Source organism: Rhodococcus sp. SBT000017 (assembly GCF_003688915.1).
Classification (GTDB): domain Bacteria; phylum Actinomycetota; class Actinomycetes; order Mycobacteriales; family Mycobacteriaceae; genus Rhodococcoides.
Map to the genome: position 1 here is coordinate 3,698,234 of NZ_REFU01000001.1, position 13,205 is coordinate 3,711,438.

15 protein-coding genes and 1 pseudogene are annotated in these 13,205 nt (G+C 63.4%); 7 read left to right on the forward strand and 9 right to left on the reverse strand.

Annotation, left to right across the window (positions count from 1 at the left end; translation table 11 throughout):
- Window positions 1–10 precede the first annotated feature (10 nt).
- Window positions 11–322, reverse strand: a complete 312-nt coding sequence (locus tag AYK61_RS17305; protein ID WP_121871708.1) for an AzlD domain-containing protein — start codon at window positions 320–322, stop codon at window positions 11–13.
- Window positions 319–1,017, reverse strand: a complete 699-nt coding sequence (locus AYK61_RS17310; RefSeq protein ID WP_121871709.1) for an AzlC family ABC transporter permease — start codon at window positions 1,015–1,017, stop codon at window positions 319–321. Before AYK61_RS17310 ends, AYK61_RS17305 begins: the two co-directional genes overlap by 4 nt.
- 66 nt (window positions 1,018–1,083) lie before the next feature.
- On the opposite strand from AYK61_RS17310, the gene AYK61_RS17315 reads away from it, so the two are divergent.
- A complete protein-coding gene (locus AYK61_RS17315; RefSeq protein WP_121871710.1) occupies window positions 1,084–1,641 on the forward strand; it encodes a helix-turn-helix domain-containing protein in 558 nt (185 codons plus the stop codon).
- Window positions 1,642–1,787: 146 nt separating this feature from the next.
- Here AYK61_RS17315 and AYK61_RS17320 read toward each other — a convergent pair whose 3' ends face one another.
- The 5 genes from AYK61_RS17320 to AYK61_RS17340 form a co-directional block, all read right to left on the reverse strand.
- On the reverse strand, window positions 1,788–2,396 hold the full coding sequence (locus tag AYK61_RS17320; RefSeq protein ID WP_121871711.1) for a response regulator transcription factor: 609 nt from the start codon (window positions 2,394–2,396) through the stop codon (window positions 1,788–1,790).
- Window positions 2,393–3,538 carry a sensor histidine kinase gene (locus AYK61_RS17325; RefSeq protein ID WP_121871712.1) on the reverse strand — a complete coding sequence of 382 codons (1,146 nt, stop codon included), beginning with the start codon at window positions 3,536–3,538 and terminating at the stop codon, window positions 2,393–2,395. Before AYK61_RS17325 ends, AYK61_RS17320 begins: the two co-directional genes overlap by 4 nt.
- 72 nt (window positions 3,539–3,610) lie before the next feature.
- Window positions 3,611–4,393, reverse strand: a complete 783-nt coding sequence (locus tag AYK61_RS17330) for an ABC transporter permease (protein ID WP_121871713.1) — start codon at window positions 4,391–4,393, stop codon at window positions 3,611–3,613.
- A 9-nt stretch (window positions 4,394–4,402) separates the two neighbouring features.
- Window positions 4,403–5,350, reverse strand: coding sequence for an ABC transporter ATP-binding protein (locus tag AYK61_RS17335; RefSeq protein ID WP_121871714.1), 948 nt, complete (start codon window positions 5,348–5,350; stop codon window positions 4,403–4,405).
- Window positions 5,351–5,655: 305 nt separating this feature from the next.
- The gene (locus AYK61_RS17340) at window positions 5,656–6,108 is read right to left on the reverse strand and encodes a MarR family winged helix-turn-helix transcriptional regulator (protein WP_121871715.1); all 453 of its coding nucleotides are present in this window, start codon (window positions 6,106–6,108) and stop codon (window positions 5,656–5,658) included.
- 56 nt (window positions 6,109–6,164) lie between these two features.
- Here AYK61_RS17340 and AYK61_RS28290 point away from each other — a divergent pair.
- The 4 genes and pseudogenes from AYK61_RS28290 to AYK61_RS17355 all read left to right on the forward strand — a co-directional run.
- Window positions 6,165–6,314 (forward strand): annotated as a pseudogene (locus AYK61_RS28290) (hypothetical protein); the annotation flags it as partial.
- A gap of 58 nt (window positions 6,315–6,372) precedes the next feature.
- Entirely contained in the window at window positions 6,373–6,678 is a 306-nt protein-coding gene (locus AYK61_RS27650) for a DUF6790 family protein (RefSeq protein ID WP_220709125.1), read from the forward strand.
- Window positions 6,679–6,773: 95 nt separating this feature from the next.
- Window positions 6,774–7,607 carry an ABC transporter ATP-binding protein gene (locus tag AYK61_RS17350; RefSeq protein ID WP_121871716.1) on the forward strand — a complete coding sequence of 278 codons (834 nt, stop codon included), beginning with the start codon at window positions 6,774–6,776 and terminating at the stop codon, window positions 7,605–7,607.
- Window positions 7,526–9,922: an ABC transporter permease gene (locus tag AYK61_RS17355; RefSeq protein WP_183130330.1), complete on the forward strand. Its 2,397-nt coding sequence runs from the start codon at window positions 7,526–7,528 to the stop codon at window positions 9,920–9,922. The genes AYK61_RS17350 and AYK61_RS17355 overlap by 82 nt, the downstream gene beginning before the upstream one ends.
- 27 nt (window positions 9,923–9,949) lie before the next feature.
- Here the strand turns inward: AYK61_RS17355 and AYK61_RS17360 are convergent, their stop codons facing one another.
- Together AYK61_RS17360 and AYK61_RS17365 are read right to left on the reverse strand one after the other, a co-directional pair.
- Complete coding sequence (locus AYK61_RS17360; RefSeq protein ID WP_121871717.1) at window positions 9,950–10,336, reverse strand: hypothetical protein; 387 nt, start codon at window positions 10,334–10,336, stop codon at window positions 9,950–9,952.
- Between the two features lie 28 nt (window positions 10,337–10,364).
- Entirely contained in the window at window positions 10,365–10,940 is a 576-nt protein-coding gene (locus AYK61_RS17365; RefSeq protein WP_310886835.1) for a DUF3558 domain-containing protein, read from the reverse strand.
- 100 nt (window positions 10,941–11,040) lie between these two features.
- Between AYK61_RS17365 and AYK61_RS17370 the strand changes: the two genes are divergently transcribed.
- Together AYK61_RS17370 and AYK61_RS17375 are read left to right on the forward strand one after the other, a co-directional pair.
- On the forward strand, window positions 11,041–11,619 hold the full coding sequence (locus AYK61_RS17370; protein ID WP_128644938.1) for a hypothetical protein: 579 nt from the start codon (window positions 11,041–11,043) through the stop codon (window positions 11,617–11,619).
- Window positions 11,620–11,867: 248 nt separating this feature from the next.
- Window positions 11,868–13,124, forward strand: a complete 1,257-nt coding sequence (locus AYK61_RS17375) for a reverse transcriptase family protein (protein ID WP_237669001.1) — start codon at window positions 11,868–11,870, stop codon at window positions 13,122–13,124.
- Window positions 13,125–13,205 lie beyond the last annotated feature (81 nt).

The following is a 13,205-nucleotide window of genomic DNA, read 5'->3' on the forward strand; positions in this document are numbered from 1 at the left end:
TCTTGCAGACTCAGCTGAGGCCGACCCATCGAAGTCCCGCAGTAGTGGCAGCTGCGGCGAGAACGATGACGACGAACGGCGCTCGTCGCCAGGCGAGTACAGCGGCAACAGCTACGCCGGCGGGCAAGGCGAATCCAGCGAAGTCTTTGCCCACGAGGAGGGTCGAGGTGGCGACCAGTGCCACGAAGATGACGGCGACGGCGGTGTTCATCACCTTGTCGATGCGAGGTGAGATGGTGACTCGGGTTCGTAGTGCCGGGCCGACCATGCGGAGCGCGTAGGTGCCGATGATCAACGCGAGCAGGGGAATCGTGAGGTTCATGCGGATTCCTTCTGTGCGACAGAAGCATTGGAGAGCATGGCCGGTACGACGGCGACCAGTGCCAGAAGCACGGGTAGTCCACTGGGCAGGAACATCGACGCGACGAGCGCAATGCACGCGCCGACGAGGGCTGCGTTGCGGGTGGCCCGGTCTCGGAGCGCAGGCATGATCAATCCCAACAGGATCGCCGGGAATGCGGCATCGAGACCGAGTGCAGCGGTATCGGTGATTGCACCGCCGCCGAGCGTGCCGATCACGACGCCGATGTTCCAGGTGACGAACAGTCCGATCCCGCACAGCCAGAACGCTGTTCGACGGCTGTCCTCGTCCCTTTCGGCAACGCTGAAGGCCACTGCCTCGTCGGTGATGAGGTGAGTTCCGAGTAGCCGCTTCAGTGGTGAGACGTTCCGAAACACCTCGCCTATGGAGAAGCCGAGCGGAACCAGTCGAATGTTGGCGAGCAACGCGCTGGCCACAGCGGCAACGGGATTTCCGCCGGCCGCCAGAATGCCGACGAAGATGAACTGGGAGGAGCCCGCGAAGACCACCAGTGACATCACGACCGGCAGCCACAGGGGCAGGCCTGCGGCCACCGAGATGGCACCGAACGATGCCCCGACCAGGGCGTCGGCCAGGCAGGCCAACGCGATGTCGCGGATGTTGACCCCCTGCAGGGTTCGCCATGTCGAACGCATGGTCGTTATAGTGGACCCTGTTAGGCTGTTCGTCAAATCAAACGAACGTACCGATGGAGTGAACGAATGGCGGATACCGGTCCACCGATAGCGGCCATCGCGGCTGCTCTCCAGCAGGAGCGACGACGCGTCGGCCTGTCTCTCGCCGAAGTGGCTCGCCGAGCCGGCATCGCCAAATCGACTCTGTCGCAACTGGAATCGGGTACCGGAAATCCGAGCCTCGAGACTCTCTGGGCACTCAGCGTCACCTTGGACGTGCCGTTCTCCAGGCTGGTCGAGCCCGCGAAGCAGTCGGTCCGCCTGATCCGTGCGGGGGAGGGGCCGAGATTCGCGTCGTACAGGGCGGACTACACGGCGACGCTGCTGGCGTCGTCTCCACCGAACGCTCGACGGGACATCTATCTGATCAGCGCGGACGTCGGCGAACCGAGGCGCTCGGACCCGCACTCGCCGGGAGTCGTCGAACATGTGGTGCTCAGCGCGGGACGGGCCATGGTGGGGCCGATGGGTGAGGCCGTCGAACTGGCCGCGGGCGACTACGTGGCCTACCCCGGCGATGTGCCACACATCTTCGAAGCGATGGAGCCGAACACCATGGCGGTGATGATCACCGAACACAGCTGACGGTGGGTGGGAATAGTCGGCGGACTTGCCTCGTTGGACTCTTTCGACGGCGTTCGCTTGGCAAGCCCCGGGCCTCACCCCATTTGTCGCTTCGAGCGACCACTCGCCGAGAGGCGTTTGCAGCGGACGTCGTCCCTTACTTCCTTCTACAACCACCCGTTTTCGCGTGCGGTGCGGATGGCCTCCAGTCGGCTGTTGGAGCCGAGCTTGGTGATGGCACTCGAGAGGTAGTTGCGCACGGTTCCGGGACTCAGAAACAGCCGTTCGCCGATCTGTTTGGTCGACAGGCCCTGGTCGACGAGCCTCAACACATCGAGTTCGCGCTCTTTCAATGGATTCGGTCCCGCCCGCAACGCCTCCGCAGCCAGGGCCGGATCGATGACGGTGTGTTTCGAGATCACCGCCTTGATGCCGGCAAAGAGGTGCACCGCGTCCGTGCTCTTGAGGAGATACCCATTCGCTCCAGCGGCCAAGGCGTCGTGCACATGTCCGCTGCCGGGGAGCGCGGTCAGTAGCAGTACGGGGGTGCGATCATTCATTGCTCGAAGGGCGGCCGTGGCCTGGATGCCTGTCATCCCGGGCATGTCGATGTCCATCAGGACGAGGTCCGGCCGCAAGCGATCTACGGCATCGCATACTTCGTCTCCACGCGACACTCGTCCGACCACCTCGATGTCCGGGTCGGTGGACAACAACACCTCGAAGGCTTCGGCCAGTAGAGCGACGTCCTCGGCAAGCAACACGGTAATCGTCATACGTCTGCCTTTGCCCTCGGGATGGTGGCCACGACTCGAAACTCGGTACCCGATGCCGTCTTGCCGGCTGTGAGTCTGCCTCCGACGTCCTCGACCTGGCGGGTCAGTGCAGCGATCCCGGTTCCCGTACCTGCGTCGGTCTCCTCACGGGTGACGCCGTCGTTGGTGAAATCGAAGACGTCGCAGTCCTTCTCGGCGGTGACTCGAACGGTGCACCTGCGCGGGTGAGCATGCTTGAGCATGTTGGTGGACGATTCACGTACGACCGCGGCGAAGACGCGGTCCACGTCGCTGCTAGGCGGGGCCTCCACCGAGGTGAAGCAGTCGATGCCCAGCCGGGCACACATCGCTTCGACGGCTGCCAGCTCCGACGCAAAGTCATCCAGAATGGGTCCGCTGGTAATCCTCCTGAGATCGGCCTGACCACTGTTGAGAACGTCGTGCACGTGCCCGAGCTGCTCGCGCGCCATCTCCGGCTGATTCTCGAACATCTGCAATGCGGCCTGGTTGCGTAGCTGCGCGGTCACCAGAGTTCGGCCGATGACATCGTGCAGATCCCGTGAAATCCTATGGCGCTCAGCGTCGACGAGCAGTCTGGCAACTTGTTCACGTGATGCATGCAGTGCGTCGAGTGCGCGCGCAAGTTCGGTGAGTGCGATCAGCACGATGGTCACGCCGAGGGTGAACAGCGTGATGATGAATGCTTGTAGGGGTTCAGCCCGGTCCACGTCGACGGTGACGACCGTCGCGATAACGAATACCCCGCCGACGACCGCTGGCGCCCAGCGCCCTCGCACCAGCGTCGACGAAATCGCCACCGACATCGCGCACATCTCCCACACCTCGGAGATCGGGACCACGACCATGCCCAACGGAATCGCAGTCCAGGCCGCGGCGGCCAGTCGAGGATCGACGCGTCCGTAAACGAACATCCGCTGCGCCAGGATCATGACCACCGCGACGAAAACGACGATCGCTGCCGACAGTGTGGCAAGACCGAACCCGATGATCTCCCGATGGTCGAACACGGTGGTGAGAGCGATGAACGTGAACAACGCGACGACGAACCAACTTGCAATGAACGCGACCAACGAGCTGGGGAACCGCTCGTCGCGTCGGGCATCGGTCGTCTGCGTTGTCACTGCGTCACTTTCTCCGGTGAGGAACCCACACTATGAACGACGCCTACGCGCTGGGCAACCGTGACCTGTATGTCATTGGCGGCCGGTTGCCCCAGCGAATCGTCGGACGGCGGCGAAGGAGAATCCGGCGAACCAGGCTGCGACGTTGATGAGGGCACCTGCCAGTGAGGCGTGGGATCCGTCGAGGTTGTAGCCGTCGGTCAGTGCGTAGCGGGCGAGTGTCGCGACGCCGTACAGGGGAGTCACCTGTGCGACGGCGAGCATGCCGCCCGAGAGCGGGATGAAGATGTTGCCCAGGAAGGCAAGTCCGGTCATGACGACGCCGGGAACGTGGGTGACCACCTCGGGTGGAAGGAGCATCCCCAGGACAAGACCTAGCGCGGAGAAGATGGCCGACCCGAGCCAGGCCACGACAAGACCGGTGATCCAGACGGTTGCGTCGGCTCGGGCCCCGGTGAGTGCGCCGAGGATCCCGACGACGATGACCGGAATGGCTGCGTACACCTGGCACGCGATAATGCGCGATGCGACGTAGCCGCCGGCGCCCAAGGGCGACAGGCGAATTGTCCGCAGCCAGCCGTTGGCCTTCTCGTTCGAGATTCCCGCGGCCCGCGAGATGGTGCCGATGGACGCGCCGTAGACGGCGATGCCGATCATCATCCAGGCTTGAAAGTTGCCGTGCGGCAGGCTCGCCCCCGCGCGGGGCTCGACGACGCGGAACAGGGCGAGGTAGAGCACGGCGGGAAGCGCGACGGTGAAGACGAGATTCTGTGGAGTGATCTGTCGGCGGACGTCGTGCAGTACGAACGTGGGGTGCAGTCCTCGGCGGGGGCGTAGTGAGGTCCTGGTGGTCATCGGATGTCCTCAGTTCTGGTCGGCGCGGTCGATCAGCGCGGCGAAGGCTTCGTCGAGCGAGGCCGGCACGATCGCGATGTCGGTGGCGGAGGTGGATGTGCTCAGCGCTCGCACCACAGGATCGGTGTCGGTGCATACGAAGCGGAACCGGCCGGTGGCGAGTTCCTGTAGCCGCGAGCCGGTCTGTGCGGCAACGGCTTCGGCCTGAGCCCGCGGCAGGTTTGCGTCGACGGTGCGGTTGGAGACCGTTGCCTCGATCTGAGCAACCGTTCCGTCGGCGACGAGCGCTCCGTCGACGATGACGACGATGCGATCGGCGAAGTTCTGCGCCTCCTCGAGGTAGTGGGTCGCGAATATCACCGTGGTGCCGTTCGCTGCCTGGGCGCGCATCGCCTGCCAGAAATGCTTGCGGGCAGTGACATCCATGCCTGCAGTCGGCTCGTCGAGAAGCAGCAGTTCGGGGTTCGACAGGAGCGCGAGGGCGAAACGTACCTTCTGCTGTTCGCCGCCCGAGCACTTCGAGACGCGCCGATTCACCAGGTCTCCGAGCCCGGCGCGGGTGATCGCCGCAGCGGGGTCGGCACCGATGTACAGCGAGCCCATCATCTCGACGAGCGCACCGACAGCGACGTCGGGAAGGAGCCCGCCGGACTGCAACACTGCTGCGCTGCGTCCCGTCGACGCTGCCGTGAGCGGATCGTTGCCGAGCACCTCGATGGTGCCGCCGTCCGGCTCGGTGAGTCCGAGGATCATGTCGATCGTCGTGCTCTTGCCTGCGCCGTTCGGGCCGAGGAATGCCACGATCTGCCCGCGGGGAATCGAGAGGTTCAACTCGCGAACCGCGCGGAACTTCGAACCCGTGGAGTCGCTGAACGACTTGTGGACACCGGTGGCGTGCACCGCTGGTCCTGTCTGTGTGCCCACCGCCTCGGCGCGAGTTGAACTCTGCGTGATCATCTGTGATTCCCTTCGCTCTTCGTCATCGGATCTTCAGCCGTGTTCCTCGGCGACACATCAGACTCTTCACCCGGGCAAAAGGCCAGGTCAACGCGAAACGGCACGTCGTTTCGGTCGTCACGACGAACTGTTGACAACTGTCATGTGCAACTATGGACCAGGTGTCACGTAAGTGCCCCGATGCTGGGATTCACGCCCCTCGTGGGGATCCACACCGCGTGCGTGGGGCGTAAATGCCCGCGGGGGGCGTGGATCGTGGAATTGGATCTACCGTGGGAGTCACGAAAGTGCCCTTTTGCTGCATTTCATTCGTCCGGTTGATCTTTCGACGCTCCAGGAGCGGTTCCGTCGAGAAGGTCCGCGAGTTGCTTGGTGTGTTCGAGGTAGCTGTCGTACGGAAAGCCCGCCTCGATCAGTGCTGCGCGGAACTGATCTTGCAGCGGCTTCCCGGCCGAGTGGAATGTGTGCCTGCCTGCGTCGGTAATGCGGACCAGACGGCGTCGAGCGTGCGTGGGGTCGACGGTGATGTCGACGAGCCCGGTCTCGCGTAGAGGCTGAAGCGCCCTGCTGATCGCCGGATCGGATACCGACATCGCCTGCGCCAGTTCATGCTGGGTGACCGGCGCTATGTCGTCCAGAGTTCCGAGAATCCGCAGCTGGCTGTAGGTCGGTCCGTCAGGGCTGTCGAGTTGCGCCCGTGCTGCTTCGCCCAGCAAGAGCACAACGCGGTGCAACAAGTCCGCCAACCCTTCGTCCACGGCACCGACCTTATCAGTGTTGACGTGTGAATGTTAACAAGGTAAGACTGAAACTCATGAACAGCATCTCTTACTCCCTGCAGTCGGCCTTTCCCGCGGTTTGGATAGTCGTGGCCATCCTCGGTGGCACTCTGCGCAGCCGGCGTGCTGTCGGTTCGCAGGAAAAGATCGCGGTGTGGCAACGCTGGTGGTCGATCGCCGCATTGGGGGGTGGAAGTCTGTGGATGGTGGCGGCATTCCTGGGCGCACCCGAAGTCATGTCCGATGCAATCGGATTTCACCTGCACACCGTTCATGTTCGAGATCGCCTTCGCCAACCTGGCCCTGGCCGTCCTGGCGATACGTGCCGCTGCCGCCTCTGTGCGGGAACTGATGACCATCGGCCTGAGCAGTGCAGCTTTTCTCTGGGGCGCGGTGATAGGACACCTCTATCAATGGTTCGCCAACGGTGACCACGCCCCGGGCAATACCGGCGGCGTGCTTGTCTACGACATCCTCGCCCCTGCGGGATTGATCGCTATCGCTGCCGTATCGATGCGAACACGCTCCGCCGAAGGACTGCCATCGTAGATACATCTCGCGATTCACTCGGTAGGGCTGACCCACGGATTTTTCGTAGTGCGCGCGTCACTGTGCTGTGTTGATGAAACCGATTCGATGAGTGCATGATTCGACAGAATGAAGTTGCGGTTCGACTCGTCGGAGTTCGGAAGGGTCATGGCGAGGGGCATCGTGCGGTTTCGGCTCTCGACGGCGTGTCGATGGACTTCGAGCGGGGGAGCTTCACTGCGATCATGGGGCCGTCGGGTTCTGGCAAGTCGACACTCCTGCAGTGCGCAGCGGGCCTCGATCATCCAAGCGATGGCACCGTCACGATCGCAGGCTTCGACATCGCCGCGTTGGACGAGAAAGCGCGGAACGAGCTGCGGCGACGGCACGTGGGTTTCGTCTTCCAGGCGTTCAATCTCGTGGGCTCACTGACCGCGGCTCAAAACGTCGAGCTGCCAGTGCGATTCGCCGGTGATCGCGTTCCGACGAACGAGGTGACGGCAGCGCTGGCAGAAGTGGGGCTCGAGGATCGCGCGTCGCATCGTCCCGCTGAGATGTCGGGCGGTCAGCAGCAACGGGTCGCCCTGGCGCGCGCTCTGAGCACCCGTCCGGATGTGCTCTTCGCGGACGAACCGACCGGCGCATTGGACACTCGTACCTCGAAAGAGGTTCTGTCGTTGATGCGGAAGCTCGTCGACGATCAACACCAGACCACGGTGATGGTCACCCACGACCCGCTCGCCGCCTCGTACGCGGACAGGGTGATCTTCCTCGAGGACGGTCGCATCGTCGACTCGCTGCAGATCGGCCGCAGTCGCTCGGACAACGCTGCGGTGATCACGGCTCGGATGGCTGGGCTGGAGAAGTGGTGCTCGCTTGCGCCAACGTTCGGACGTCCTGGCGAAGCTTTCTGGCCGCGTTGTTGGCCAAGACATTCGGGGCAGCCTTGATCAGCGCCACACTCATCGTCTACGACTCCTCGCGCCCGGTAGTTCAGCCGCGACTGGAAGGCGCAGCCGTGCTGGTCTTGCCTGCACAGGCACAGAACGAGTTCGGTAGCAAAGCAGACTTCATTCCTTGGAGCGCAAGCCGAGCTGGGCAGATCGTCGACGATCTCGGCTCGGTACCAGGAGCGGAAGCTGTGATCATCGACCGATCGTTCTATGCCCAGCCGTTCATCGACGGTGCGCCGATCGAGGACGAGGGAGCACAAGAAGCCGGACACGGCTGGTCCAGTGCGCAATTGAAGCCGTACCGGTTGATATCCGGTGTTGCACCGTCGAATTCCGCCGAGATTGTCGTCCCGAGTTCGGTGGGAGTTTCTCCTGGAGATCCGGTCTCGGTCAATCTCGCGTCGGGGATCGAGAGTTTCACGGTGTCGGGAACACTGGACGGCGAGGGGTTCTACTTTGCCGACAGCGTTGCAGCGCAACTCGATCCCGGAGTGCGCGCGATCGGGATCGTAGCGTCACCCGATTCGAGCATCGACGACATCGTGAGGAAGGCCGAGCAGCGACTGGGCGATCGAGGTCGGATTGCTACCGGCTCCGATCGCGCTGCTCTCGAGCCGGAGTTCGTTTCACACCGAAGAAACCTCGGCACTCAGCTGGTGACCGCGATGTCCGCATTGGGCTTGTTCACGACCGTCTTCGTTGTCGGATCGACACTCGCTCTTGCCATGTCCGAACGCCGGCGGGAGATCGGCTTGCTCAGGGCTGTCGGTGCGTCGCCGGGACAAGTCCGGCGCATGGTGCTCGGTGAGGCTGCGGCAATCGGCCTCGTCGGCGGTCTGGTCGGTGCCGCGTTCGGGGTTGCTGCAGCTCCGGCGCTTCGGATCCTGCTGTTGAACCTCGACGTCCAACCACCGGATTTCGAGCTTCGTATCTCGTTGTGGCCCTTGCTCCTCACCGTCGGGATCGGGGTCTTGGTTGCGGTGGTCGGTGCCTGGGCAGTCGCTCGGTCCGCTACCAGGGTTGCTCCGATCGAGGCGCTGCTCACCGCCGCAGTAGAACGACGTCCGATGACGAGGTCGCGGTGGGTCGCCGGACTTGTCGCGCTCATCGGCGGTGTGGGTGCGACAGTGCTGACAGCGACAACCGGATCCGACAGCAGAATCAACACCGCAATCGGTGCCGCCATGCTGTTGATCGTTGCTGCATCGCTGCTTGCACCGGTCGTGATCGGACCGATCGCACGCATCGTGACGTGGCCGCTCGAACGCGGATCCCGCTCGGCAGCAATGATGCTCGTCAGAGCGGAACTGACCACGAGTACCCGACGCGCTGCTGCTACCGCTGCCCCTGTCATCGCTGCAGTCGGCTTTGCGGTGCTACTGAGCGGAATGGTGCAGACGATGGCCGCGGCATATCCGTCGGAACAGGCCGAGCAACTGCGTGGTCTGGCGCTCGTGACATCCGATGGAACAGCAGGGCTGAGTGATGAGGTCGTGGCCGAAACAGGTGCCGGCCCGGTCGGAACGCGAGCCGGTCTGCCGACTCGGGTGTTCGTTTCGAGAGCTGCGAACGACGTTGTGGTCATCGACGCAGTGGGTAGCTTCGACGAGCGGTATGCCGCCCCGGGACAGGCGGTGCTCGACGAGCCGACTGCGACGTTGCTCGGTGTCGAAGCCGGTGAGTCGCTGTCGGTGCAGTTCGTGGACGGGAACTACGAGAACGTTGTGGTGTCGCAGGTGCTTCCACTCGATCCCGCCCGCGGGTCGTTCGTACTACCTCGTGACTTGGTGCGCAGTCATGATCCGTCAGCGTTGACCGATATCGTGTTCCTGCCGGAAGATCAGGCACCGACACACCTGACCTCCGGTGCAAAGGTCGAGGACGCCTACAGTTTTGCGCTGCAGGACTACATGGTCGACGCGCGGCTCACCAATTGGCTTGCGACGGTGTTGATGGCAATGACGGTGGGATACAGCGGGCTTGCGATTGCGAACAGTCTGGCAATGTCGGCATATCGTCGCGGGCCCGACACTGCTGTTCTGAAAGCCTCCGGAGGCAGTGCCCGCCAGCTGCTGTCGATGGCCGTCGGGGAGACCGTGATCGTCGTGGCGATCGGTTCCCTGCTGGGCGTACTCGTCACTGTGCCGCCGCTGTACGGCATGGCGGCCGGCCTGTCGCAGGTGACGGGAACCGAGGTCGGTCTGCACGTCGATTGGTCATCCGTGGTGTGGGTGGTCGCGGGATGTTCGGCTCTTGCGTTGGTGGCCACCGTGACAGTGACGCGACGGGCGCTTCGGGTGCGGGCGGGATAGCGGCGGTCCGGCGACAGCGGCGGTCTATCAGTTCTCCGGAGCGAGCGCGGTTATGTTCGCAGCTGTCTGGTCATCGGCAGCCTCGGTCTCGTCGAAGTAGCGACGAAAAAGCATCCGCATCGATTCGATGACGTCGATGTGCTGCTGAAGAATGATGTCGAGAGACCGATCGGTGCCGGTGACCAGGCGTCCGAACCTGGCTTGTAGATCCTGGGCGGACTTCAGGGCGCCCCATGGAGTTGCTATGTCGATGGCGAGAGCATTGCGTTGCATCCTCCCCAGATGAGCAAGATATGCGACGCAGGCTGCGTCGCACCTCGCGGCCACATCGCAGGGAATGGTGATCGTGCCCGCGTCGGCCTGGGCGTTGAGGTCTTGCCAATGAGCAAGAACGTTCTGCTCGAAATCGGCCATGGGTAGGTGTCCTTCGGTCGGGTGCGGTTCAACTGGGAAGTTCGGAACCGAGCGTCGCGATCAACGAGTTCAGCTCGGTGCACGGATCGTATTGCGGTGAATCGACAAGCACGTCGGAGATGATCGTTGACATGACCAGTTCGCTACCGGCCGTGTAGGCGACGCCGCAGTTGAGTGATTCAGTCGCGGAAATCTGTTCAAACTGAGTAGCGTCGCGAGTGCCCAGCTGGACAGGGCGCAGTCCATCGAAACGACTCGTGTCGCTGATCCAGTCGATGGTTTGGAACCCCACGAAAATTCGCACGTAGTACTTGCTCTCCGGCGGCGCCTGGTTTTCCCAGCCACAGATCTTGAATCCGAATTGATCCCGCCCGAACACCCCCGATTCCTTGGTGTCCACGTTCAATCCTGCACGCTCGATGGCCTCGTCGGGGATGGTGCATGGGTCCCAAGGCGTCGGCGCAGAGGTCGTCGTACTGGGCACCGCACTCGATGTCGCGCCGGCGACGGCGTCCCCATCTGCGGTGCTCGAGCAGCCTGCGGCGATCAGCAGCACCGCCATCGCCAGTATCCATCGTCGTGCCCTGCGCATTGCCTCACCCATTTCTCACGAACGTCTACGTCCTTGGACGCAGCGCGACCCCTGTCGGTTCCCGAACCTGGGCCGATTCCAGACGATCAGGATCTATGACAGGGTGGCGCAGATGCAGGATTGCGACGATGACTCCGCGGACTTCACCGCTGCAGTGGTCGAGACAGGCATCTACGGGGAAGCGGACCTGACCCATCGGGACGAAAGTATCTTCGGTTCGTATCGCGAGGGCGTACCCATGACCGTCACGATCTCTCGTACGGGGCCTCGGACCTCGGACAAGGTGCCGATCGGGACGCGCACTGCCGCGAACCTGCGGGCCGGCATCGACGGCCGAGAGATCGTTCTCGATCCAGGCCGCGCGAGGCTCTTCAAACGGTCCTACCGCGTCGGTATCCAGTACGGCGGGCGCACTCTGACGCTGCGGGCGAAGAACCTCGAAGACAGTGCGCTGCTGGACGGGCCGTCGGATCGGGGCGACAACGAGTTCGGGGTGTTGACGCGCGTTTTCGGTGGGGGCGTCGAGGTGTTGTGGTCACTACCGTTCACGATGATGAACAGGACGATCGAACCGCCGACACCGACTCGTGAAGATGCTCTGATCGGCATCGTCGTGGCCGCGGCGTTCGGAACCGGCGGACTGTCGTTGACGACGATCGTCATGGGCGCAGTCGAATCAATTCTTCCGTGACGGTCCTGCGGGCAACGCGCTGACAGATCTGCCTCCCTTTGGCATGGTGGAGGGATGCAGCGGCGCGTGGGCGAGAGTTGGTCCGCGGGACCGGTCTCAGGGGTAACCCCTGGGTACATCACGAGAATCGAGCACTGCGTCCGAAGCAGCTCTGCACGCTCCGCGTGCTTGCCCGCTCCGAGGACGAAAGATTTCGGTCGCCCCGCGCCGTTGCATTTCACAGCGCTGCACCCGATCGGTAGGCATCCGTGATCGAGCGGGAGTTCACTCCGCGAGCAGCGGCGACTCTGGCCCGCCTGGCTGCCGACGCCGAATGGACGCGGTCCGGACTCGAGGAGGCGTTCGAGCCACTCGTCCCGGCCAAGGCGTCGTGGTTGGCGGATCGGGTCATCAATCTGTATCCGAGTCCGCCGTTCGACGAAGCATCGACTTTCGTTCTGCTGCGCGACCTTCCGTTCATTCCGGAGCCGTCGGTGTCGTCACAGAGACCGACGCGTCACAGTGACAAGCCCTGGCGATTCGAGGTACCGCGGTACGAGACCACCGGTCAGCTCGCGCGGTCGCTGGACTTGACGATCTCGGAGATCGAATGGTTCGCCGATCTGCAGGGCAGGCTACGCGCCGCGCCGTTCCCGCTGCAGCACTATCGATCTGCACGGCTCGACAAGCGTCAGGGTATCCGGTTGCTCGAGGTGCCGAAACCACGATTGCGCGAGATTCAGCGAAAGATACTGCGCCGCATTCTCGATCGTATTCCGGCTCATCCCGCCGCGCACGGGTTTCGCACAGCGCGAAGTCCCAGAACATTCGCGATGCCGCATTCCGAACGTGACGTGGTGATCTCGGTGGATCTTCGACGCTTCTTTCCGTCCATCGGGTTCGATCGCGTGGTCGCGATCTTCGAGGCGGTCGGCTATCCCAGGAAGGTCGCGGCGAATCTCGCCGCGCTCTGCACGACGGTCACCCCGGCAGGTGAATTGGTCGGCGTGGACCGTCCCACTGCGGCGCGGCTTCGAGCCACCCACTTGCCGCAGGGCGCGCCCACGTCACCCGCGTTGGCGAATCTGGCTGCGCGACAGCTCGATATCCGGGCCGCAGGCCTGGCCCGGTCCGTCGGTGCCCGCTACAGCCGCTACGCCGACGATCTGGCGTTCTCCGGTGGTGCAGACATCGACGTGGACAGACTGCTGTGGCTGATTTCTCAGATCGCCCACGACGAAAGCTTCACGATTCATCCCGACAAGACCAGGGTTCGACGCGCTCATCAGCGACAACAGCTGACCGGGCTTGTCGTCAACGCGTGGCCGGCAGTGCCCCGAGAGGAGTACGACACTCTCAGGGCGCTGCTGCACAACTGCATTGCCACCGGCGCAGCCGAGCAGAATCGCGACGACCGAAGCGACTTCCGAGCTCACGTCCACGGACGCATCGCCCGAATCGGCGAAACGAACGAAACGCGTCGAGCGAAGCTACTGAACATGGCGTCCCGGGTGAATTGGGACTGAAGCGGCGAATCGGCTCCTCGGATTCGGATTCCATCCTCTGATCGCAGTCGGAAATCCAGAACTGAGGAGCCGATTCACAGT

Coding starts and splice junctions, on each gene's coding strand:
- AYK61_RS17310 (WP_121871709.1), bottom strand. CDS start 1,017: ATGCGTTCGACATGGCGAACCCTGCAGGGGGTCAACATCCGCGACATC.
- AYK61_RS17335 (WP_121871714.1), bottom strand. CDS start 5,350: ATGATCACGCAGAGTTCAACTCGCGCCGAGGCGGTGGGCACACAGACA.
- AYK61_RS17315 (WP_121871710.1), top strand. CDS start 1,084: ATGGCGGATACCGGTCCACCGATAGCGGCCATCGCGGCTGCTCTCCAG.
- AYK61_RS17330 (WP_121871713.1), bottom strand. CDS start 4,393: ATGACCACCAGGACCTCACTACGCCCCCGCCGAGGACTGCACCCCACG.
- AYK61_RS17370 (WP_128644938.1), top strand. CDS start 11,041: ATGCAGGATTGCGACGATGACTCCGCGGACTTCACCGCTGCAGTGGTC.
- AYK61_RS17360 (WP_121871717.1), bottom strand. CDS start 10,336: ATGGCCGATTTCGAGCAGAACGTTCTTGCTCATTGGCAAGACCTCAAC.
- AYK61_RS27650 (WP_220709125.1), top strand. CDS start 6,373: ATGCAATCGGATTTCACCTGCACACCGTTCATGTTCGAGATCGCCTTC.
- AYK61_RS17305 (WP_121871708.1), bottom strand. CDS start 322: ATGAACCTCACGATTCCCCTGCTCGCGTTGATCATCGGCACCTACGCG.
- AYK61_RS17320 (WP_121871711.1), bottom strand. CDS start 2,396: ATGACGATTACCGTGTTGCTTGCCGAGGACGTCGCTCTACTGGCCGAA.
- AYK61_RS17350 (WP_121871716.1), top strand. CDS start 6,774: ATGATTCGACAGAATGAAGTTGCGGTTCGACTCGTCGGAGTTCGGAAG.
- AYK61_RS17365 (WP_310886835.1), bottom strand. CDS start 10,940: ATGGGTGAGGCAATGCGCAGGGCACGACGATGGATACTGGCGATGGCG.